This is a genomic window from Sodalis sp. RH15 (genome assembly GCF_047324255.1).
Taxonomy (GTDB): Bacteria; Pseudomonadota; Gammaproteobacteria; order Enterobacterales; family Enterobacteriaceae; genus Acerihabitans; species Acerihabitans ligni.
Genome location: NZ_CP178738.1, coordinates 771,574 through 794,378, shown reverse-complemented (window position 1 = coordinate 794,378; position 22,805 = coordinate 771,574). Strand labels below are relative to the sequence as shown.

Below are 22,805 nucleotides of genomic sequence, written 5' to 3'. Positions count from 1 at the left end.
CGATTGATACTCATACACTCTTCAGAGCCGCGGATTGTACTCTGTTTATGACAGCACATCAGTGCTAAATTCAAGAACTATTTGTTCTGATCCTGTTTGACCTGGCCTATTTGCCTGGCCCAGGGTTTATTAGCCTGTACATCAGCCGGTAATTGCGCAACCGCGCTCTTGGCCTGCGACGAAGTCGGATAAACGCCGCTTACCAATACATACCAGGGTTTTCCTTCGCGGCGGGTCTCATAGACCCAGTACTGGCTCAACTGCTGCTTGTGGGCATAGGCGTTCAGAGTCGCCGCCTGCGAAGCGCTGCTGAGCTGCAGGGTGTAGAAACCGGCGGGAGCGGTCTGGATGGCACCGGATGACGCATGGGCGGGCGTTGCCGGAGCCAGGGCGCCGGCGGATACAGGCGCGGATACGGGCGCGGCGGCGGCTGTATTCCTGCCGGCAACCGCTGCGTGGGTATTCCTGCCGGCGGGCGCAGCAGGCGTATTCCTGACGGTTGCGGAGTTATGCTGCTGGCCGACGGCGGCCATGGGAGCCGGGGCCACTGCATGTCCATTGGCGCCTACCGTGGCATGGGGCCTGGCCGCCTTGTGGACCGGTGGTACGGAGGTATTGACCGCGCCGGATTTATGGGCCGGCTCCTTGCCCGCCGGCGCCACCGTGGCCGGTGCGGTGGGCAGGGTCGAGGCGGAACCCTCGTTATTCATCTGTTCGGTCATGCCGTTAACCTGATTGCCTTGCTGCGACAGCGCGTCCGCCATATTGCCGGGCAAATCGATGCGGTGCTGCGGCGCGGCGCCGACAACCGGCGGTGCCTGGGTCGGCGTTGAGGCAATGGGGGGCGCGTTCAGGGTTTGCGGCTGCGAAGAAGCGCCGTTAACGCCGTTGGCCTGGGACGGTGAAGCAGTACCGTTAACGCCGTTGGCCTGGGATGGCGCGGAGAGCCCGCCGTTGGCGCTGCCGGGACTATTGGCATCCGGATTGGCGGAATTGGCCGCCGGCGCGGTTCCATTCACCGGCGCGGAGGAGGAACCGGCGGAACCGGACAGATCGATATTCTTTTCACCCGTCGTCGGGTTTTGCTGGCCGGCATCCGGCTGGGTCGGCGATTTCAACGCCGAGCCGACGCCGATAACCACCAGCAGCAATACCAGGATACCGATGCCAATCATCATATGCTGTCTGGACATCGCGACTTTAGGAACCGAGGGGCCTTTCCGTTGACGTGGGGGACGACGATCACTGCTGTCAGGTCTCAGTTCGTCTTCCGACTTGAACTCATCCATTTACAACTCTCCAACTGAGAGATTATTCCACCGGGCGCAAAGGCCCGGCGGAGGGTTAAAGCGATTAAACCAGCTTAATCTTCCCTCCCCCATAGGGGACCGGGGCAAGAAGGCTGATTCAGGTGCGGCAATCGGCGATTGACGCCAATACGATATCATCGGGCACGCCGGCACGCACTTCAGCCTTGCCAAGGCCCTGGGGCAATATCAACCGCAGTTTGCCGGAAACAACTTTTTTGTCACGCATCATATGCGGCAGGTACTCTTCCGGCGCCATGCCTTCCGGCCCGGCCACCGGCAATCCGGCGCGCGCCAGCAATCCGGTAACCCGCAGCAGGTCGTCGGCGGAGAATTGCCCCAGCCGCCGGGCGGCATGCGCCGCCATCACCATGCCCGCCGCCACCGCTTCACCATGCAGCCAATTACCGTAGCCCATATGGGTTTCAATGGCGTGGCCGTAGGTGTGGCCCAGATTGAGTAAAGCCCGCAGGCCGGTTTCACGTTCGTCGGCGGCGACCACCTCCGCTTTCAGTTCGCAGCAGCGGCGGATGCAATAAGACAGCGCATCGGGATCGAGAGCAAGCAGGCTGTCCATATGCTCTTCAAGCCAGACAAAAAAAGCATAGTCCAAAATGATGCCGTATTTGATCACTTCCGCCAGGCCCGAGGATAATTCCCGCGGCGGCAGGGACTTCAGGCAATCCAAATCGATGATCACCGAGGCCGGCTGATAAAAGGCGCCTATCATGTTTTTGCCGAGGGGGTGATTAACCGCGGTTTTCCCTCCCACTGACGAGTCAACCTGAGCAAGCAGCGTGGTGGGTACCTGGATAAACCGGACGCCGCGCTGATAGCTGGCGGCGGCAAAGCCGGCCATATCGCCGATAACGCCGCCGCCCAAGGCAATGAGCGTGGTGTCGCGACCGTGCGGCTTTTCCAGCAAGGCGGTGAATATCCGCTCCAGGACGGCTAACGTTTTGTACTGTTCGCCATCGGGCAATATCACCTGATCGACGATGATTCCGGCGTGTTCGAGCATCGCCCGGACAGGATTAAGATAAAGCGGCGCCAACGTTTCGTTGGTCACCACCATGACTTGAGCGCCGCTTTTCAGCGGTAGGAAAGAAGCCGGGTCACTGAATAACCCGGCTGCTATCGTAATCGGGTAGCTACGCTCCCCTAATGTTACAGTAATCCTCTCCATGGGGTGCTTAATGACCTTTTCGGCATCTCGTTACACACTAGATCAGTTGCTTTCCAACATATTGATGATTTGGTTGGCAACAACCTTAGCACTTTGCTCGTCGGTACGAATGGTGACATCCGCAATTTCTTCATACAAAGGATTGCGTTCCCTGGCCAGCGCTTCCAGTACTTCGCGCGGCGGGGCTTCAACCTGCAGCAAGGGGCGTTTCTTATCGCGCTGGGTTCTCGCCAGCTGTTTTTCAATAGTGGTTTCAAGATAAACGACCACACCACGGGCAGAAAGGCGGTTACGTGTCTCACGCGATTTTACTGATCCACCGCCTGTAGCCAATACGATCCCTTGTTTTTCAGTAAGTTCGTTAATGACTTTTTCTTCACGATCGCGAAAGCCATCTTCGCCTTCCACGTCGAATACCCAGCCTACATCAGCCCCGGTGCGTCGCTCAATCTCTTGATCAGAATCGAAAAACTCCATATTAAGTTGTTGGGCCAACTGACGCCCAATAGTGCTTTTGCCGGCACCCATAGGCCCAACCAGAAAGATATTGCGTTTCTCTGCCATGTTTTTCGGTATTACTAAGATTATTCGTTAATGACAACCCGCCCCGCCAATCAAATTAGCGGCGGGACCTAAACTGAAACCTCATGAGCGATAGTGCGAGAATCAGACGAAAAATTATCTCAACACTCGGGGTAGTTTGGCAACCGATTAAATCGATGCTCACACCGCAAGGAAGAATTCCGATATCGCTATCGAAATTACAGGTGACGCAAAAACAGCGATGCTCAATGGGTTACCCTTGTAAGCGAAATCTGTCACAGCGTCAAATTGATCGCGAAAAAAACGCATAATTTGTTGCTAAGGCCCCGATTTTGCCCAAATTGAGATAATCAAGTTTACCCTGATATTCGCGTGGGCGTTATAAAAATAACCAGTTCACGCTGTTTATAGTGTCCCTGTTGGCGTTTAAACAGATGTCCAAGCCAGGGGATGTCCGCCAGCAGCGGAATTTTATCCTTGGTTTCGTGTTTTTGGCGCTGGAAAATGCCGCCCAAAACAATGGTTTCCCCATCGGCAATGGTCACTTGGGTTTTAATTTCCTCCATGTCGATGGAAATACCCTCATTGCCGCCTTGCTTGAGCATTTGTCCGGGTACGTTTTGACTGAGGCGCAAATCGAGAGTGACCTTGCCGTTGCGCAGTATTTTCGGCGTCACTTCCATTTTCAGCACCGCCTCTTTGAACTGAATGGACGAGCCTTTGCTTTTGCTCTTTTTCATCTGATAGGGCAGTTCCGTGCCTTGCTTGATGCTGGCGGTGCGCTGATGGGCGGTATACAACCGCGGGCTGGCCAGGATATCCACCTTGTTTTCCTGTTCCAGGGCGGTCAGTTCCAATTCCAGCAAACGACCGCTCAGGCGCGCCAGACGAAACCCCATGCTGGCATAATGCTCCCCCAGGGGCAGACTCACCCCCATGTTCGCCGTTCGCCGCCCCATATCGGCGGAATGTTGCCAGTCGACGCCGATATTGCGCAAATTATCGCGGCTGATGGTCACGATATGGGCGGTAATCATGACCTGCTCCAGCGGCAAATCCCAGATCTTTATCCAGTCGGTCACGTTGGCCAGCGCCTCGTCGGTATCCCGCAACACCAATGAGTTGGTACGTTTATCCAGCACCAGGGTACCGCGGGGCGACATAAGGCTTTTGCGCAATGTCCCGATATTTTTCGCCACTTCGGCGGCATCCGCGTGCTGCAGCGTCACCAGCCGGTTGGATAACGGCTGTTCACTTTCCCGCCGGCGCTGCGCTTCGGCCTGCTGCTCCTGGCGGGCGGCAAGCTGCTCCGCGGGATAAACCAGCAACACATTTCCCCGACGCTCCAGGTGAAGGCGGCCGGAACCGACGATCAGGTCCACCGCCTGCTGCCAGGGCACGCCATGCAGATTGAGGCTGATATTGCCCTTGATACCCGGCGCTACCACCAGGTTGAGCCGCTGATGCTCAGCCAGGGCCCGCAATACCTGCTGAATGGGGGCGTCGTCGAACACCAGCGTCACCGGCTTGCCTTTTCCGGCGGAAGATTCAGCGGGCGATTCCGCGGCGCAAAGCCCGATAGGCAACAATAAAAACAGCAATCCTGCAATTAACCGGCGTCCTTTCACGGTATTTCATCCTTGTTAAAATCATGCTTGTTAAAATCAGCGGCGAAAGGGGGAATGGCCGGCCCCTCCGCCTCGCGCTTATGCCAGCGGCCTTGCTTATCGGTAGTCCAAAGATGCCAGCATTCGTTATCCCCCACCCATCCTTTTACCGGCGCGCCGTCGGTCCGTCCTGCCCGGATGTCCGGTTCCGGGGCAAAGGGATTGCGTTCAGCGCTTGCCCGCTCCGCCGATACCGGCGCGGCGCCTGGCGGCAATGGCAGGATGCTTAACCAGATGAATAGCGCCCCCCGCCGACGGCTATTTATCATGGTCCGTCCCCGGCGCCGGTTCCGCCAGCTCAAACTCAACATCCAGGACGCTCCCGCGTGCCGCCACCGCAAAAGAGGCCAGAGATAAACCGCCCGACAGCTCGGCCAAACGTTTTAACATCAGGCGCAGCCCCGGATAATCCGTGGTCGCCGCCACGGTCCAGCGGCGGGGACAGTCGTGCCCGGCGGGGGATAGCGGGGCGGCCCGCCAGGTTAATTTCCCGCCAACGCCGGGATCGATGGATCTGATAAAGACAGCCGGTTTCCGGCGCGCCGTTTCGCAGGCGGCCAAATCGCGCTGGATTGATGAAATGCGCGTTTCAAGCCGCGCCTGCGCCGGCCATTCGGCCATGGCGCGCCGGTGCTGCAGCAGCGCGTGTTCAAGCTGCCGGATATCCCGGCGCGTATCTTCCAGAGCGCTGTGACCGGGACGGAGCAGCAGCAACGCGCCGAGGGCGATAACCGCCGCCGACGCAGCCAGCGCCGATGTCAAACCCCGCCAGGACAGGCCCCCCCCGCGCCACGGCCAGTGTTCAGCGGGGCGCATCTTTTATCGCCTCCCCCGGCCAGGAGGCTTGCAGCTGAAATCGCAGCAGGCCGTTCTCCAAACGGGTAATTTCACGCCAATGCGCCGTTTCCAGCGGGGGATGATGCCTTAAGCGGCTATCAGTTTCGGCGATGGCGGCATAACTCCGGCTACAGCCCTCGGCCAACAATCGACCCTCCCGCAAGCGCAGCGAGGTCAACCACAATCCCGGCGGCAACAGCGCCGGCAGATGTTGAAAAAAACGCTGATATCGCTGGTTAACGAGCCGGTTCCGCCGGCAACGGTCCAGGGTATCCTGCAGCCGTGCGCATTGATCCATCCGCTGTTGGTGCTCATGCCGCTGCCGCCGGGCCTGTTCTTGCTGCCGCAGCAGCAGCGCCTGGCGCGCCGACAGCACCGTCTGCTCTTCCCGCCAGCGCAGGGCCAACCCGCCGGTGATACAGAGAGCCAGCAGCAGTTCAGCCGCCAGCACGGCCCCCGCCGCCATTGCCCTGCGGCGGCGGCGTTGCTGCCGCCACGGCAGCAGATTCACCTGGTACATCAGGCATCCTCCAGGCGCAGCGCCAGGCCCCCGGCGATAAGAAAGGCCTGCGGCCGGGGCGGAACGGGAGGAAATATCTGCCAGAAGGTGTCGAAAGGCGGCCAGGCAAGCGCGTCCTTCGGCGCGTCCGCGCCTGCAATGCTGCTAAAATACGCGCCCGGGCAAACCGCGCCCCTCTCGCCGGACGGCGGCGGGCCGATTATCCGGCGCAAGGCCTCGAAGTCTAAGGCGTCCTCGCGGCGGACGAAGCCGAATTCAAGAGGACGGGACAAAGGGGATATCCAGCACCAGCCGTCGTCCAGCCCGTGAATCAGCATGGCGTTCCGCTCCAGTTCGGCATGGCGGGCCATACAACGCAGGGCGCACGGCATGAAATCCATGATCTGCGGATCAAGACCGGCGGCGGACAGGCAAGATTGCCATTGCGCTACGGCGGTTTGCCGGGCGGCGGTGACCAGCAGGGTATTCGGCACCAGGGGATCGTTCTGGTAATCAAACAGCAGCGGGCCGCTGTCCTCCGGGAAATGGCGTTTGGCATGGGAGCCGACATACCATTCCCGTTCCGGTTCACGCAGCCTCCGGTCCGGCGCTTTGATCCGCCGCTGCGAAAACAGATGAGCCGGCAAACAAACTCGTAACGAAATGCTACCGGGCAACTGTTTGCGCCACTCGGCCAGCAGCCGACCGACGCCGTCGCAAGGGGTTCCCTCCTTCTCATTTAACGACGCCGCCGGCAAAGCGCGCTGCCACCAATGTCTAAGCTGCCAACCCCCTCGCCGGCGTTGCACCGCCAGGGCCCGCACCGCGCCGTTTCCAATCTCCAATCCGACCTGCCAAAGACGGAATGCCATGTTTTGCCGCTCCCTATCATCCGTAATGAAAAGTACGTATCCAACGTGCAGGCTTACCTTTATACTAGCGCGCGGTTGTTTATAAACTGCCCAAACGACATGAAATGGGAAATCTCAGGTGAAGTTCGTAAAATATTTATTAATTTTTGCAGTGTGTTGCATCTTGTTGGGAGCCGCGTTGATATTCGGCATGTACAAATACATTGAGCCGCAGCTGCCTGATGTCGCCACCCTGAAAGATGTACGATTGCAAATCCCGATGCAGGTCTATAGCGCGGACGGCGAATTGATCGCCCAGTTCGGCGAAAAGCGCCGGATTCCCTTGCGGCTTGATCAAATACCCCCTGACCTGGTGCATGCTTTTGTCGCCACCGAAGACAGCCGCTTTTATGAACACCATGGCGTAGATCCGGTGGGCATCATGCGCGCCGCCTCCATTGCGCTCATGTCCGGCCATGCCACGCAAGGGGCCAGCACCATCACCCAGCAGCTGGCGCGCAACTTCTTTTTGAGTCCTGAAAGGACATTGATCCGCAAGATCAAGGAAGCCTTTCTCGCCATTCGCATCGAGCAGCTGCTGACGAAAGACGAAATCATCGAATTGTACCTGAATAAAATCTATCTCGGCTACCGCGCCTATGGCGTCGGCGCCGCCGCCCAGGTCTACTTTGGTAAAGATGTGGGCCAGCTCAGCCTAGCTGAAATGGCGGTGATTGCCGGCTTGCCCAAAGCCCCCTCCACGTTCAACCCGCTGTTCTCCCACGATCGCGCGCTGGCGCGGCGCAATTTCGTTTTGTCCCGCATGCTGGACGAGAACTACATTACCCGCGAACAGTTCGAGCAGGCCCGCAATACGCCGCTGGTGGCCAACTACCATGCCCCGCAGATGAGTTTCTCGGCGCCTTACGTCGCTGAAATGGTCCGGCAGGACATGCTCAAGCGCTACGGGGATAATGCCTACACCGACGGTTACAAGGTCTACACAACCATCACCAAAAAGCTTCAGCTGGCGGCGCAGGACTCGGTGCGGAACAACGTCATTGATTACGATATGCGCCACGGCTACCGGGGCCCGAGCAATGTTTTATGGAAAATCGGCGAAACGCCCTGGGATCAAAAACGCATCACCGGCAGCCTGAAATTGCTGCCGGTTTACGGCCCGCTGCTGCCGGCGGTGATCACCCAGGCTGACGCCGGACAGGCCGCCGCCATGATGTCGGACGGCACCAGCGTGCAGTTAACCATGACCGGCATGCACTGGGCGCGCCCGTTCAGAACCGACCGGCTGCAGGGCGCGGTGCCGAAGAAAGTCACCGATGTGGTGCAACCCGGCCAGCAGATCTGGGTACGCAAGGTGGATAACGATTGGTGGCTGGCGCAGGTACCGGACGTCAACTCGGCGCTGGTGTCCCTGGACCCTTCCACCGGAGCGGTAAAAGCGCTGGTGGGCGGTTTCGACTTCAACCAGAGCAAATTCAACCGGGCAACCCAGGCGCTGCGGCAGGTTGGGTCCAATATCAAACCCTTCCTGTATACCGCCGCCCTGGACAAGGGCCTGACCCTGGCCACCATCTTGAACGACGCGCCCATTTCTCGCTGGGATGCGGGCGCCGGCGCCGACTGGCGGCCGAAGAACTCCCCCCCCACCTATGACGGTCCGATTCGGCTGCGCCAGGGCCTGGGGCAGTCTAAAAACGTCGTTATGGTGCGCGCCATGCGCGCCATGGGCGTGGACTATGCCGCCGAGTACCTGCAACGCTTCGGTTTCCCGCCCCAGAACATCGTACATACCGAATCGCTGGCGCTGGGTTCCGCTTCGTTTACCCCTTTGCAAATGGTGCGCGGCTACGCGGTGCTGTCCAACGGCGGCTACCTGGTAGATCCCTACCTCACCGCCAAAATCGAAGGCGAGTCGGGCAACGTGCTGTTCGAAGCCAAACCGAAAACCGTCTGCGATACCTGCAATCTGCCGGTGATATATGGCGATACCAATAAATCAGCGGTTTTGTCCGATGACGACATGGAAAATGTCGCCGTATCCCATCAGCCCGGTAATAACGATGCCGTCCCCATGCCGCGGCTGGAAACCGTTTCTCCCGCACAGGCCGCAGCGGACGGTGAGCAGCAATATGCCCCCCATGTTATCAGTACCCCGCTGGCTTTTCTTATCCATGACGCCCTGAACAGCAATATCTTCGGTGAACCGGGCTGGCAGGGAACCGGCTGGCGCGCCGGGCGCGATTTGAAACGCCATGATATCGGCGGGAAAACCGGTACCACCAACAGTTCAAAGGACGCCTGGTTCTCCGGCTACGGTCCGCAGACGGTAACCACGGTATGGATAGGTTTCGACGATCACCGTCGCGACCTGGGCCGGAGCCCCTTCGGCGGCGAAGGCGGTGCGCAAAGCGCCCAGCCGGCCTGGGATGATTTTATGAAAGTGGCGCTGGACGGCATACCGGAGCAGAAAATCACGCCGCCGCCGGGCATCGTCACCGTCAGCATCGACAAGAGCAGCGGTAAGTTATCCGATGGGGGCGGCAACAGCCGCGAAGAATATTTTATCGACGGCACGCAGCCAAAAGATAAAGTCGTGCATGAAGTGGGCACCACCCTAATGGATAACGGCGAATCACACGAACTGTTCTAACGGCGGGCCAGGCCCGCGATCGCTGATCTTGCAGCGGACCTGTTAAAGGGAAACCTCGATCGTACAGGGGACGTGTTAAAGGGAGACCGTGCTGGTGGGGTCGAAGCGGGCGTGGTTTTCTCGCCCGCCCGAGCGCCCCACAGCGCGGTAGGCCCGCTATCACTAAGGCTTAAACCGTGCCCGGCCGGGGCAGGATGCTAGATCGTAAACACGCCGTGAATACGTCCATGTAGGCTCGATCCGCGCCGTCCTGGCGCGGACGGTTTACTCCTCTATCATCCTGCCCCGACTCTTTGACTCCGGACTCGTTTGTTAGCAGTGAAACTCCAGGCCTAACAGTCCCCGCCGGCGGGTGAACGCGCCGAAGGTCGGCCGTTTTATTTCTGGTTCTGGAGGAGCCACGCATGGGCCAAAAACAGCGCGCTCACATTGCGCGCCTCGCGAAAATCCGGCTCGTTCAGCAGATCCATCATGGCGGCGATGGGCCAGCGCACCTGCGGTAAAGGTTCGGGTTCGTCGCCCTGGCGCCGCTGCGGGTACAGATCCCGCGCCACCAGAATATTCATCCGGCTGGAAAAATAGGAGGGCGCCATGGTCAGTTTGGTCAGGATATCCATCCGGCCGGCGCCGAAACCCACCTCCTCCATCAGCTCCCGATTGGCCGCGGTGAGAATATCCTCCCCAGGATCAATCAGTCCCTTGGGAAAACCCAGCTCATAGTCTTCTATCGCCACGGCATATTCGCGAATCAGCACAATATGTGAGTCGATCACCGGCACGATCATGACCGCCTCGCGATCCGAAGGCTGCATCCTTTCATAAATCCTTCGCGCCCCGTTGCTGAACTCGAGATCAACGGATTCAACATTAAACAACCGGGATTGCGCGACAGTTTCGACTTTATGTATTTTTGGTTTTTGCAGATGCTTATCCATAGTTATCCCGGAGTCGACGACATACATGGCATAGCATAACCGCCTGAACGGCGAAACAACAGATGCAGACGATGAAGGTCGTTTCCCATGCCGGATATTGACGATGTTAACGTTAGCCGGTTTTAAGGCTTGATCGCATTGTGCATTAGTGAGAACCTTCGCCGCAACCGTCAATAGCGGTTCCGCTCATTTTCCCGCCAGTGTCGGGAAGAATCGGCAACTCATTGTTATCTAGTGGCAAGCGAAAAGAATTATTGAGATTAAAATAGGAAAATACCGATATGTCAGGTAAGAATGGATTGTTAACCTGTACTAAGTATTGATACTCGTCCTGTTTCGTTCCTGCGCGGTTTATCAATCAAGGGATCGAATGTTTCGTTGTCGAAGGTGGATGCTCGCGAAACGGCGCCAGCTTGATACGTATCATATTCTCGATGTGTCGCAAATTTTTCGTGTATCGATGGGGATGGCATGAGCACAATAGCATTTGTATTGTCCGTACTGTTTGCCTGTGCGATCGCGGTTCTTGCTTACCGGCTTTATCGCAAACGACATCTCCCCGCCGCAAACAAGCGTTTGCCATTTCTGCAACCGATCCCACGCAAGCTGACCGCGGAAGAACGTGCGGCCATTGAACACTATTTCAAGCTTAATGAGCATCTGCAGAGCTCGCCGCTGGCGCCCGCCTCGACGGCGGAATCACTGGCACTGACCCCGCAAAGCGAGAACATCTATGCGGCTACCCACGCCATTACCCGCTACGGCCTGGTCACCGACGCGCCTCACACGTGGCGATATTATCTCGACAGCACGGAAATCCACCTGCCCCCGCTATGGGAACAATTCATCGCCGAAGAGAACCACGTCGAACTGATTAGAACCGCCGGCATCCCGCTGGTCATTGCCCTCAATGGGCATTCGCTGGTGGACTATGTCTACGCGCCGCAAACCGTCAATCCGCCGCAGACGGTACCGAACTCCTCCATGCGCGAGCAGGAGAACGAACAGGTCGAATTGCTGAATATCCGCAAGGAGACGCCGCAGGAGCACGCGGTCAACCGTCCCTCGGGGATACGGGAGGCCGCCATGGTCAGCGCGGCGCTGCTGCTGCTGTTCATGAGTTTGCTGGCGCCCGTGGTGGCCGTGCCCTGGCTGGTGGCGGTCGCCGGTCTGTTGATTCTCTGCGGCGGCTGGATGCTGTTCCGGCCGCCGTCGCAGCGCACCCGGCTCGACATCCATTGTCTGCGGGGCACGCCCAAACGCTGGGGCCTATTCGGCGAATCCGGCCACAACCGCCTTGCGACCGTTTCGCTGGGCATTATCGATTTGACTTACCCACCCCACTGGCTGCCTTTTATCGACCATGATTTGGGTAAAAAAACCGAGGTGGATATCTACATCAATCGCCAGGTGGTACGTCAGGGCCGGTTTCTTTCACTGCATGACGAAATGGTGAATTTCCCGGTTCAGCGCTGGGGTAAGAACCTGGTATTGTTTTGCAGCTCTATGCTTGTCCTGTGCCTGTTGCTGGCCTATGTTCCGCTCTCGCTGCCGCTGACGCTGAGCACGGCTTGGCTGAAGGGGGCGCAGAATATCCAGGCGACAGAAGCCAAAACCCTCGAAGCGGCGCCTTTGCGTATCGGCGATACGTTGAAGGTGCAGGGGACCGGCATGTGTTTTGTGGATACTACGCTTACCACCGCGCCGAAAAATCCCTTCCTGCCCTTCGACTGTTCCAGTATTTACTGGAATAACGCCGTTCCTCTGCCCACCCCTGAATCGGACACCGTAGACAAGGCGGTGGCGCTGCTTAATACCGTCGATACCCAGCTGCATCCGGAATTGAATTCCGATCCGAAAATAAATCCGGTGCTGGCGAACGCAATTCAAAAATCCGGCATGATCCTGCTGGACGACTTTGCCAATATCGTACTGAAGACGCAGGATTTGTGCGGCGACGATGCCGCCTGCGCCCGGCTTAAAACCGCTCTGGTCAATCTGGCCAACGCCCGGGACTGGCCGTCGGTGGTCAAGCGCGCCCGCAGCGGGACGCTGAAGGGAGTGAATGTGTTATTGCGGCCGGTCAGCGCCGAGACCCTTGAAAACCTGGTCAACGCCGCCACGGGGTCGTTCTTCGCCAGTGAGACCCGCCTGGCCACCAACGCCCTTAACAGTCCTCCCCCGGGCGGGGTCCTGATCAGCAGCGACGAGGGCAAGCTGCTGGTGGATCACCCCTTGCCGGTCAATTCGTTATATGATTATACCGGCGTGGCCCAATGGCGGGAATTGCAGCGTCTCTCGTCCATGCTGTTGCACACCCCTTTCAGCGCGCAGGGGGTGATTACCAATATCAGCGTCGATGTCAACGGCACCCGGCACATAGCCCTGCACAGCGAACCGGATGTCATTGCCGTTTGGCGTTACCTGGGCACCACCTTATTGTTATTGCTGGTCATTATCAGCGCGCTGGTGAATGTCTGCCTGGCAGCGCGGCGCCTGCTGAAAAGCCGCCATCGCGACCAGGATATCCAGCGGTATTATGAAAGCTGCTTTAATCCCGATTTGCCCAATGTGCCGCTGAAGACGCTGCCTTAGCCCATCGCGTCGCAGTGCGACAAAAAAATATGCTACCCTAATGGACAGGTCCGCCCCGGCGCAGGCCGGCGCGGGCATCCCTGTTTTACGTATCGCCGTCCACCATTCCGGGAGCATGCATGCCACCTGCTATCCATTGGCATCAGATTGATAATGTAATCCATGCTATGGACGGCACTTTGCCGGACCGGCACCTTGATTTATGACTTTCTACCCATACGTTTGGTTATCCCCAAGTAGTGATGCGGAGGCATGATGAAAAGTAAGGGCACTCAGGAACAGGGTCAGGATGAAAGTATCCGGCTCGATAAATGGCTATGGGCGGCCCGGTTTTATAAAACCCGCGCTATCGCCCGCGAGATGGTGGAAGGCGGCAAGGTTCACTACAACGGGCAACGGACCAAACCCAGTAAAATCATGGAAAGCGGCGCCCAAATCACGCTTCGCCAGGGTGACGATGAACGGACGGTGATTGCGCTTACGCTGACGCTGCAACGCCGGTCAGCCAGTGAAGCGCAACTCCTCTATAGCGAAACCCAGGCGAGCGTGGCGAAACGGGAAAAACTGGCCGCGGCGCGCAAGATAAACGCACAGAATGTGACCCATCCGGACCGGCGTCCGGACAAAAAAGAGCGTCGCAACCTGATTAAATTTAAATATGGTGAGCCCGGGGAGTAAACCGGCCACCTCCGGTAAAAGAGACGATTATGGCCATTCAAGACCAGCTGCACCGTTATTTGTTTGAGAATTATGCCGTTCGGGGTGAACTGGTTTCATTGCATGATACCTATCGGCAAGTCCTCGGTCAGCACGATTACCCGCCATGCGTGAAAAACCTGCTCGGGGAAATGCTGGTGGCCACCAGCCTGCTCACCGCCACGCTGAAGTTCAAGGGTGAAATCACCGTACAGTTACAGGGAGACGGCCCGTTGCGTCTGGCGGTTATCAACGGCGACCATGAGCAGCATATGCGCGGCGTAGCGCGTATCAACGGCGCCATCGATGATAACAGCACCCTGCATGAAATGGTGGGCAACGGTTATCTGGTCATTACGCTGACGCCGGACGAAGGTGAGCGCTATCAGGGCGTGGTGGGGCTGGAAGGAGAACGCCTCGCCGACTGCCTGGAGAGCTATTTTTTGCAATCCGAACAGCTCCTGACCCGGCTGTTTATCCGCACCGGCATCCATAACGGCGAAGTGGCCGCCGCCGGCATGCTGCTGCAGGTGCTGCCGGCGCAAAACGCCAGCGAGGAAGATTTTGACCATCTGGCGCAGCTGACCGCCACCGTCAAGGGGGAAGAGTTGTTTAACCTTCCGGCGGACGAACTGTTATACCGGCTTTATCATCAGGAAGAAGTCACGCTGTATCCGGCGCAGGAAGTGAGCTTCCGCTGCACCTGTTCGCGCCAGCGATGTGCTGACGCGCTGCTGACGCTGCCGGACCACGACCTGCAAGAGATGCTTGTCCAGGATGGAAAAATAGATATGCATTGCGATTTCTGCGGCAGTCTTTACCGCTTTGACGCAGACGATATCAAAACGCTTAAGCAAGACCACAGCGGCTCTGACGTGCAATTGCACTGAAAAGGTGATTTCTGTCATGCGGAAATCCAGGCAGGATAACCTGCTGATATTACCCCAAGCTGAAGCAAAATTTATGCGTCAGCACACAAATCAGTGTAAAGACTGCTGACTTAGGTCATTTCATGACCCACCTCTCAGTGATGGAATGATTAAACCTTACAATCGCAGTAGGCATTAATCGAAAGCTAAGGAGTCGTCAGATGGCAAGTTATGGTATCAGTGCGCATGACCTTGTCGGCTATGGCATCACCGACTGCAGTGAGTTGATTTATAACCCGGGCTTTGCGCAATTATTCCAGGAAGAGACAGATCCTTCCCTGGAGGGTTTCGAGCGTGGCACCGTGACCCAGTCCGGAGCAGTAGCAGTGGATACCGGCATTTTTACCGGGCGTTCGCCGAAAGACAAGTATTTGGTACGCGATGACGTTACCCGCGATACGGTCTGGTGGTCAGATCAGGGTAAAGGCAATAACGACAATCACCCGCTAAGTCAGGAAACCTGGAGCGAACTTAAACAGCTCGTGGCGAAACAGCTGTCCGGCAAACGTCTGTTTGTTGTGGATACGTTTTGCGGCGCCAATGAAAATACCCGGTTGAAGGTTCGGTTTATTACCGAAGTGGCCTGGCAGGCGCATTTTGTCAAAAACATGTTTATCCGCCCGACGAAAGAAGAATTAGTCGGTTTCACACCGGATTTCGTGGTGATGAACGGCGCTAAATGCACCAATCCGGATTGGCAAAAACAGGGGATGCATTCGGAAAACTTCGTCGCATTCAATCTCACCGAACGGATGCAGTTGATCGGCGGCACCTGGTACGGCGGCGAAATGAAAAAGGGTATGTTCTCCATGATGAACTACCTCCTGCCGCTGCAAGGCATTGCCTCCATGCACTGTTCCGCCAACGTCGGCGCCGATGATGATGTCGCGGTATTCTTCGGCCTGTCCGGCACCGGCAAAACCACTCTTTCCACCGATCCGAACCGCCGTCTCATCGGCGACGACGAACATGGCTGGGATGACGACGGGGTCTTCAATTTTGAAGGCGGCTGCTACGCCAAGACCATTCATCTTTCCGAAGAAGCCGAACCGGAAATCTATCATGCCATCCGGCGCGACGCCCTGCTGGAAAACGTGGTGGTCCGCGCCGACGGCACCGTGGATTATGATGACGGCAGCAAAACCGAAAATACCCGGGTTTCCTATCCCATCTACCACATTGAAAATATCGTTAAACCCGTTTCCAAAGCCGGCCATGCATCCAAAGTGATTTTCCTCACCGCCGATGCCTTCGGGGTGCTGCCGCCGGTTTCCAGGCTGACCGTGGAACAGGCGCAATATCATTTCCTGTCGGGATTTACCGCTAAACTGGCCGGTACGGAACGGGGAATCACGGCGCCTACGCCGACGTTTTCCGCCTGCTTCGGCGCGGCATTCTTATCCCTGCATCCTACAAAATACGCCGAAGTCCTGGCAAAACGCATGAGCGCCGTAGGTGCCAAGGCTTATTTGGTGAACACCGGCTGGAACGGTACCGGTAAACGTATTTCCATCAAAGCGACCCGGACTATCATCAACGCCATATTAAGCGGCGATATCGACGATGAAGAAACCATTACATTGCCGATATTCAACCTTGCCGTGCCGATGAAGCTGGAAGGGGTAGACAGCAATATCCTCGATCCTCGCAAGACCTATGAGGATCCCAAGGCATGGCAGGAAAAAGCCGAGGATCTGGCCCGCCGCTTTACCACCAATTTTGAAAAATATACCGACACCAAGGCAGGACAGGCATTGGTAAAAGCCGGGCCGGCGCTTTAAAGGCGCATATGCCGGTAATCGTGGAATAATGCCCGCAAGTCGTTGTTCCGCAGGATTATCGACACAGGGAGCGGCTTTCAAGGATGAGAGCCCCCCGGCAGGTTGATGATGGACTAATACCCTGTAGCAATCCGCTCTTTACCCCGAAAGGCAGTCTCTCGGTGGTAAAGGGCTTTTTTATGCGCCGCCGAATTTCAGCAGGGCATCAGCATGGCGAGGGTTTCGCCACTGCCAGCTCACCCCGGACTTGGCGGCGGTGCCCGCGTGAATGTTCAGCTCATCTTCAGCATGGCGGTGCCCGCGGCATGATCCGTGGCATTCACCGGCAGCGGCAGATAAGCGCGTATCCGTAATCCGCCCCGCTCGCTGCTGCCAATCTCCAGCGTGCCGGTGTGAGCGTCCACAATGCGCTGTACTATCGCCAGGCCCAGCCCGGTACCGCTGGTGCTACGGGCGCTGTCGCCGCGCACAAAGGGCTGGAACAGGTACTTCAGTTGGGAAGGTTCGATACCCGGACCGTCGTCCTCCACTTCGAACCAGACCCGCAGAGCCTCTTTGCCGCTGTTCACCTTGATCCAGCCGTTACCGTAGCGGGCGGCGTTGACCACCATGTTGACCGCCGCCCGTTTGATGGATAACGGATTCACATTCACCATCAGCTCGCCGTCAAACAGGCTGGTTTCGATAATTCGTTCGTAACCGCTTTCGGCGGCCACCACTTCCGTCAGGATAGCGTTGAGATCGGCCATTTCGGTCTGCATCTCCTGCCCGGTACGCAGATAGTCGATAAACTGCTCGATAATGGCATTGCACTCTTCGATATCTTTATTGATGGATTCCGCCAGATAGCCGTCTTCGGCGCTCATCATCTCGGTGGCCAGCCGGATACGCGTCAGCGGCGTTCGCAAATCATGGCTGACGCCGGCCATTAACAGCGTGCGATCGTCCGCCAGCATTTTCACGCCGGAGGTCATTTGATTAAAGGCCCGGGTGACCGAGCGCACCTCCGAGGCGCCATATTCGCGCAGCGGCGGCGGGATAAGCCCCTTTCCCACCTGTAGCGCGGCATGTTCCAAATCCACCAGCGGCCGGTTTTGCATCCGGATAAACAGCCAGGCTCCCCCTATGGCCAGGAGCATAATGGCCAGGGTGTAGCGGAACAGGGGTGAAAAATCCCCCTGGTGGATTTCCGTTAAGGGAATGCGTACCCAAATATCCGGCGACAGCCAGGTCTTCAGCCATACCACCGGCGAATTTTTTGTCACCTCCACCCGCACATCGGTGGGCCCGCCAAGCTGCTGGGCCATCTGCTGGCTCAGGAACTCATAATGTTGCGCCCACCGCAGCCCGCTCTCTTCCGCCGCTGCCTTGGTATAAAGGGAAATACCCAGCTCACGATAGATTTCTCGCCGAAACGCCGGGGGAACCTCCAGCAGCGTACCGTCCTCCAACTGAAGACGGTCGGTCATCAACATCCTGACTTCATAGGCCAGGACCTTATTGAATTGCTGCAAACTGGGCAGAATGGCGAAGTTCAATACCACAAGGTAGGTCGTCACCAGGCTGACGAACAGCAAGGTAACGATTAATAGCAAACTGCGGGCAAACGAACTGCGCGGAGAGAAGCGCCATCGCCTCATGCTTTACTGCCGTCCGGCACGAATACGTAGCCCAAACCCCATACGGTCTGGATATAACGCGGGTGGGCGGGATCTTCCTCAACCATGCGGCGCAGGCGGGAAATCTGTACGTCGATGGACCTTTCCATGGCGCTGTATTCGCGGCCGCGGGCAAGATTCATCAGTTTGTCGCGGGATAACGGCTCGCGGGGGTGGCTTACCAGGGCCTTAAGTACCGCGAACTCCCCGCTGGTGAGGGGCATGGGTTCGTCCTCGCGAAACATTTCGCGGGTGCCGAGATTGAGTTTGAATTTGCCGAAAGCGATAATCGCCTCTTCCTGGGAAGGCGCGCCCGGTAATTCATTCGCCTGCCGCCGCAGGACCGCGCGGATGCGGGCCAGCAATTCACGTGGATTGAACGGCTTGGGTATGTAGTCGTCGGCGCCGATTTCCAAACCGACAATCCTGTCCACTTCTTCGCCTTTTGCCGTGACCATGATGATGGGCATCGGGTTGCTTTGACTGCGCAGGCGCCGGCAGATGGATAGACCATCTTCACCCGGCAGCATCAGATCGAGCACCATCAGGTGGAACGACTCGCGGGTCAGCAAACGATCCATTTGCTCGGCGTTGGCGACGCTGCGTACCTGAAAACCCTGTTCGGTCAAATACCGCTCCAGTAATGCCCGTAAACGCATATCATCGTCCACGACCAGAATTTTGTAATTCTCTTGCATTGTTTCTCTCCCAAAGGCGATACACCCGTAAGCGTATTGTTCAGAAACCTGTAAGACACGGACAGCGGTTTCAGGTGTATATTCTAAGCAAAATTGTTACAAAGCATATGGAAATACGTAGTTATCCACATTTTGAGCTTCAAAGACGCCGATTATACCCAATAGCTTTCATTCTTATTGTGCGCCGTTTACGAAATTTAAGAACCTGTTTCCCGGTTAAATAATCCTGAATCATTCCGGTCGTGGCTGGTAAGAAATGGCGGTCACATACCAGGTCTTGGGGCCGGCGGGGGTTTGCACCACCGCTTCGTCATCCACCGCTTTTTTGATCAGCGCCCGCGCCATGGGCGAATCGATGGAAATGTAGGATTTATGCTTGAAAATTTCATCAGGACCGACGATGCGAAAACCAATACGCTCCCCCTGCTCATTTTCCACTTCCACCCAGGCGCCGAAGAAAACCTTGCCCTCCTGCTGGGGGGAGTAATCCACCACCCGCGCTTCTTTTAATACCTTACGCAGATAACGCACCCGGCGATCGATTTCCCGCAGTATTTTTTTGTTGTAATGATAATCGGCATTTTCACTGCGATCCCCCAGGCTGGCGGCCCAGGAAACTTTTTCGGTGATTTCGGGCCGGTAGCGCTTCCACAGGTGGTCCAATTCCGCCTGTAATTCCTGATAGCCCTGACGGGTAATAAGGTTCGTTTTCATCATGACCTTTTAACGTAAGGATTATTGCCGGACGATATATCCTAAATGCAACCTAGCTTATGACGGGTATAAAAATATACCACAGACCGCGGCGCTGGGTGAGGCGCCCCTCTCAAACCAGGGGCGGGGATGCTCGCGCGGCTGGCATTTTGCTCACGCAATCCGTATAACTGTCCACTGCATAAGTTACCTATAACGTGATGACGACCAAAACAGTATGATGAATGAACCCCTGAATCGCCTTATCGCCGCCGAGTTGAAGGCCCGTCCTGAACAAGTGGACGCCGCGATCCGCCTGCTTGACGAAGGAAATACCGTCCCTTTCATTGCCCGTTACCGCAAAGAGGTCACCGGCGGCCTGGACGATACCCAGCTACGCCAGTTGGAAACCCGCCTCGGTTACCTGCGGGAACTGGAGGAACGGCGTCAGACTATTCTGAAATCCATCGACGACCAAGGCAAACTGACCGAACCGCTGGCTGCCGCCATTAATGCGACGCTGAGCAAAACCGAGCTGGAAGACCTCTATCTGCCGTATAAACTCAAGCGGCGCACCCGCGGGCAAATCGCCCTCGAGGCGGGGCTGGAACCCTTGGCCGATCTGTTGTGGCAGGATCCCTCCCGGCAGCCGGAAATAGTGGCGGCGGACTATGTAAATGCCGAAAAAGGCGTGGCCGATGCCAAGGCCGCCCTGGACGGGGCGCGTTATATCCTGATGGAGCGTTTTGCCGAGGATGCGGCCCTGCTGGCCAAAATCCGCCATTATCTGTGGAAAAACGCCCATCTGGTGTCGCGGGTCGTCGCCGGCCAGGAAGAGGAGGGGGCGAAATTCCGCGATTATTTCGCTCATCAGGAACCCCTGTCGCAGGTTCCGTCCCATCGCGCGCTGGCCATGTTCCGCGGTCGCAACGAAGGCGTTTTGCAAATATCCCTCAACGCCGATCCGCACTCCGACGAACCGCCCCGTGAAAGCTACTGCGAACAGATGATTGTCGATCATCTGCAGTTGCGGCTGGATCAGGCGCCGGGAGATGCCTGGCGCAGGAGCGTGGTGAACTGGACCTGGCGCATTAAAATCCTGCTGCACCTGGAAACCGAGCTGCTGGGCACCATCCGGGAGAAGGCCGAAGAAGAGGCCATCCAGGTATTCGCCCGCAATATGCACGACCTGATGATGGCCGCGCCGGCCGGTCTGCGCCCCACCATGGGACTGGATCCGGGCTTGCGCACCGGGGTAAAGGTGGCGGTGGTGGACGATACCGGCAAGCTGGTGGCCACGGATACCATCTATCCCCATACCGGCCAGACGGCGAAAGCGGCGGCGGCCGTGGCGGCCCTGTGCGTCAGGCACCGGGTGGAACTGGTGGCTATCGGCAACGGCACCGCGTCCCGTGAAACCGAGCGGTTCTTCGCCCAGGTCAAAGAGCAGTTCCCGGCCGTCACGGCGCAAAAGGTCATCGTCAGCGAGGCGGGAGCGTCGGTCTATTCCGCCTCGGAACTGGCGGCGCTGGAATTCCCGGATCTGGATGTGTCGCTGCGCGGCGCGGTGTCCATTGCCCGCCGGCTGCAGGATCCGCTGGCTGAGCTGGTGAAAATCGATCCGAAATCCATCGGCGTCGGCCAGTATCAGCATGACGTCAGCCAAAGCCTGCTGGCGAAAAAACTGGATACGGTGGTGGAAGACTGCGTGAACGCCGTCGGCGTTGATCTGAATACCGCCTCCGTGCCTTTGCTGAGCCGGGTGGCCGGGCTGACCCGTATGATGGCGCAAAATATCGTCAACTGGCGGGATGAAAACGGCCGGTTCCGGGATCGTAACCAATTGCTGAAGATCGGTCGTCTGGGACCCAAGGCTTTCGAACAGTGTGCCGGTTTTTTACGCATCAATCACGGCGATAATCCGCTGGATGCCTCAACCGTGCATCCCGAGAGCTATCCGGTGGTGGAACGCATCCTCCAGGCGATACAGCTGCCCTTGGAAGAGGTCATGGGTAACGGCGGCGCCCTGCGAACTCTGGACCCGGTTCGTTTTACCGATGAGCGCGTGGGGTTGCCAACGGTGACGGACATCCTTAAAGAGCTTGAAAAACCCGGGCGCGACCCGCGGCCGGAATTCAAGACCGCCACCTTCGCCGAGGGGGTGGAAACCATGAATGACCTGTCCTTAGGCATGATACTGGAAGGCACCGTCACTAATGTCACCAACTTCGGCGCATTCGTGGATATCGGCGTCCATCAGGACGGCCTGGTGCATATTTCCTCCCTGGCGACGCATTATGTGGACGATCCCCATAAAGTGGTGAAAGCCGGCGATATCGTCAAGGTTAAGGTCATGGACGTGGACCTGCAGCGCAAACGCATCGCCCTGACCATGCGGCTGGACGAGCAGCCGGGGGAAACCGCCAGCCGCCGCGACGGCGGCGATAAGCGGCGCGAGGCTCAGGCCCGGCCGGCGTCGAAAAACCGTCAGGCCAGCCCCTCCGCCGCCGGCAACAGCGCCATGGGCGACGCGCTGGCCGCCGCGTTAGGTAAAAAACGCTGATTTACAGAAAACATACAGAGTGATTTAAAGATTCAGCAACTAAAAAGGCGGAAGGTGGTTAATCCTCCGCCTTTATTCAGTTCCTTCGATCCTTAAGGACGTCCGGTCAGTTGCTTGACGACAACGATTATCTGCAGGGTGACGTGAATTATATTCAGCGTTACCACTATGGCATTCAGACTAATCACTGAGGCTGCTCCTATTTATTACAGAGCGCCACACGCCGCTTATGCCTTTGGGTTTCCCTCGCGACGGGTATCAGCGCTAACAGATACACGCAGTGCTCTGTGGGCAAAGGCAGATCAAACAGCACCACCTGTTTCTGATTGGGTAAACTTGAAGTGAGTAAATTGCAACTACTGCTCAGAGGACCGCATCCGCATAACTGTTAGCTCGCCGATTATATGTTCTCCATCTGAAACGGACAGTCACATTAGATTGACGATACCAAAAAAAATGCTAAACTCGCCTAGAGCTAACAGATACATGCGGTGCTACTTCAAAGTGACCACCCATCTCGGCGAAGCAGAATAAAAAAACCTGACCTACCAAGTCAGGTTTTTTTATTGCTGATGCTCCTTAAACGATATTCATTAACCGTTAATTGATCCGAGTAATATTTTTTCATATTAATATAGTTAATAACTATTAGTTAGATAATATTATCACAGATTCATTCAATTAACCCCAATAAAC

General features: G+C 57.1%; 18 protein-coding genes. 6 read left to right on the top strand and 12 right to left on the bottom strand.

The window, feature by feature from the left end; genetic code table 11:
* Positions 1-77 precede the first annotated feature (77 nt).
* From ACL2XO_RS03575 to pilM, 8 genes are all read right to left on the bottom strand, one after another.
* Complete coding sequence (locus tag ACL2XO_RS03575) at positions 78-1,193, bottom strand: SPOR domain-containing protein (protein ID WP_413742202.1); 1,116 nt, start codon at positions 1,191-1,193, stop codon at positions 78-80.
* A 214-nt stretch (positions 1,194-1,407) separates the two neighbouring features.
* Positions 1,408-2,493, bottom strand: a complete 1,086-nt coding sequence (gene aroB / locus ACL2XO_RS03570; protein ID WP_413742201.1) for a 3-dehydroquinate synthase — start codon at positions 2,491-2,493, stop codon at positions 1,408-1,410.
* Between the two features lie 42 nt (positions 2,494-2,535).
* Positions 2,536-3,057, bottom strand: coding sequence for a shikimate kinase AroK (aroK, locus tag ACL2XO_RS03565; protein WP_131866394.1), 522 nt, complete (start codon positions 3,055-3,057; stop codon positions 2,536-2,538).
* A 335-nt stretch (positions 3,058-3,392) separates the two neighbouring features.
* Positions 3,393-4,664, bottom strand: a complete 1,272-nt coding sequence (gene hofQ / locus ACL2XO_RS03560; protein ID WP_413742200.1) for a DNA uptake porin HofQ — start codon at positions 4,662-4,664, stop codon at positions 3,393-3,395.
* Positions 4,661-4,972 carry a hypothetical protein gene (locus ACL2XO_RS03555; protein WP_413742199.1) on the bottom strand — a complete coding sequence of 104 codons (312 nt, stop codon included), beginning with the start codon at positions 4,970-4,972 and terminating at the stop codon, positions 4,661-4,663. The genes hofQ and ACL2XO_RS03555 overlap by 4 nt, the downstream gene beginning before the upstream one ends.
* Positions 4,962-5,519, bottom strand: coding sequence for a hypothetical protein (locus ACL2XO_RS03550; protein WP_413742198.1), 558 nt, complete (start codon positions 5,517-5,519; stop codon positions 4,962-4,964). Before ACL2XO_RS03550 ends, ACL2XO_RS03555 begins: the two co-directional genes overlap by 11 nt.
* Positions 5,506-6,060, bottom strand: a complete 555-nt coding sequence (locus tag ACL2XO_RS03545) for a PilN domain-containing protein (protein WP_413726440.1) — start codon at positions 6,058-6,060, stop codon at positions 5,506-5,508. Before ACL2XO_RS03545 ends, ACL2XO_RS03550 begins: the two co-directional genes overlap by 14 nt.
* Positions 6,060-6,911, bottom strand: coding sequence for a pilus assembly protein PilM (gene pilM, locus ACL2XO_RS03540; RefSeq protein ID WP_413742197.1), 852 nt, complete (start codon positions 6,909-6,911; stop codon positions 6,060-6,062). Before pilM ends, ACL2XO_RS03545 begins: the two co-directional genes overlap by 1 nt.
* A 118-nt stretch (positions 6,912-7,029) precedes the next feature.
* On the opposite strand from pilM, the gene mrcA reads away from it, so the two are divergent.
* Entirely contained in the window at positions 7,030-9,561 is a 2,532-nt protein-coding gene (gene mrcA / locus ACL2XO_RS03535) for a peptidoglycan glycosyltransferase/peptidoglycan DD-transpeptidase MrcA (protein ID WP_413742196.1), read from the top strand.
* A gap of 377 nt (positions 9,562-9,938) precedes the next feature.
* Here mrcA and nudE read toward each other — a convergent pair whose 3' ends face one another.
* Positions 9,939-10,496, bottom strand: coding sequence for an ADP compounds hydrolase NudE (gene nudE, locus ACL2XO_RS03530; RefSeq protein WP_132923719.1), 558 nt, complete (start codon positions 10,494-10,496; stop codon positions 9,939-9,941).
* Positions 10,497-10,967: 471 nt separating this feature from the next.
* Between nudE and ACL2XO_RS03525 the strand changes: the two genes are divergently transcribed.
* The 4 genes from ACL2XO_RS03525 (at position 10,968) to pckA (ending at position 16,497) form a co-directional block, all read left to right on the top strand.
* A complete protein-coding gene (locus tag ACL2XO_RS03525) occupies positions 10,968-13,091 on the top strand; it encodes an IgaA/UmoB family intracellular growth attenuator (protein WP_413726437.1) in 2,124 nt (707 codons plus the stop codon).
* Positions 13,092-13,346: 255 nt separating this feature from the next.
* Complete coding sequence (gene hslR / locus ACL2XO_RS03520; RefSeq protein ID WP_203523177.1) at positions 13,347-13,769, top strand: ribosome-associated heat shock protein Hsp15; 423 nt, start codon at positions 13,347-13,349, stop codon at positions 13,767-13,769.
* Positions 13,770-13,798: 29 nt separating this feature from the next.
* Positions 13,799-14,677, top strand: coding sequence for an Hsp33 family molecular chaperone HslO (gene hslO / locus ACL2XO_RS03515; RefSeq protein WP_413742195.1), 879 nt, complete (start codon positions 13,799-13,801; stop codon positions 14,675-14,677).
* Positions 14,678-14,877: 200 nt separating this feature from the next.
* Positions 14,878-16,497 carry a phosphoenolpyruvate carboxykinase (ATP) gene (pckA, locus tag ACL2XO_RS03510; RefSeq protein WP_413742194.1) on the top strand — a complete coding sequence of 540 codons (1,620 nt, stop codon included), beginning with the start codon at positions 14,878-14,880 and terminating at the stop codon, positions 16,495-16,497.
* A 272-nt stretch (positions 16,498-16,769) separates the two neighbouring features.
* Here the strand turns inward: pckA and envZ are convergent, their stop codons facing one another.
* The 3 genes from envZ to greB all read right to left on the bottom strand — a co-directional run bounded on the left by envZ (position 16,770) and on the right by greB (position 19,567).
* Positions 16,770-18,137 carry a two-component system sensor histidine kinase EnvZ gene (gene envZ / locus ACL2XO_RS03505; protein ID WP_132923723.1) on the bottom strand — a complete coding sequence of 456 codons (1,368 nt, stop codon included), beginning with the start codon at positions 18,135-18,137 and terminating at the stop codon, positions 16,770-16,772.
* A complete protein-coding gene (gene ompR, locus ACL2XO_RS03500; RefSeq protein WP_003853014.1) occupies positions 18,134-18,853 on the bottom strand; it encodes a two-component system response regulator OmpR in 720 nt (239 codons plus the stop codon). The genes envZ and ompR overlap by 4 nt, the downstream gene beginning before the upstream one ends.
* A gap of 231 nt (positions 18,854-19,084) precedes the next feature.
* Positions 19,085-19,567 (bottom strand): transcription elongation factor GreB, encoded by a 483-nt coding sequence (greB, locus tag ACL2XO_RS03495; protein WP_203522984.1) that lies wholly within the window; start codon positions 19,565-19,567, stop codon positions 19,085-19,087.
* A gap of 217 nt (positions 19,568-19,784) precedes the next feature.
* Between greB and ACL2XO_RS03490 the strand changes: the two genes are divergently transcribed.
* On the top strand, positions 19,785-22,109 hold the full coding sequence (locus ACL2XO_RS03490; protein WP_413742193.1) for a Tex family protein: 2,325 nt from the start codon (positions 19,785-19,787) through the stop codon (positions 22,107-22,109).
* Positions 22,110-22,805: the final 696 nt, after the last annotated feature.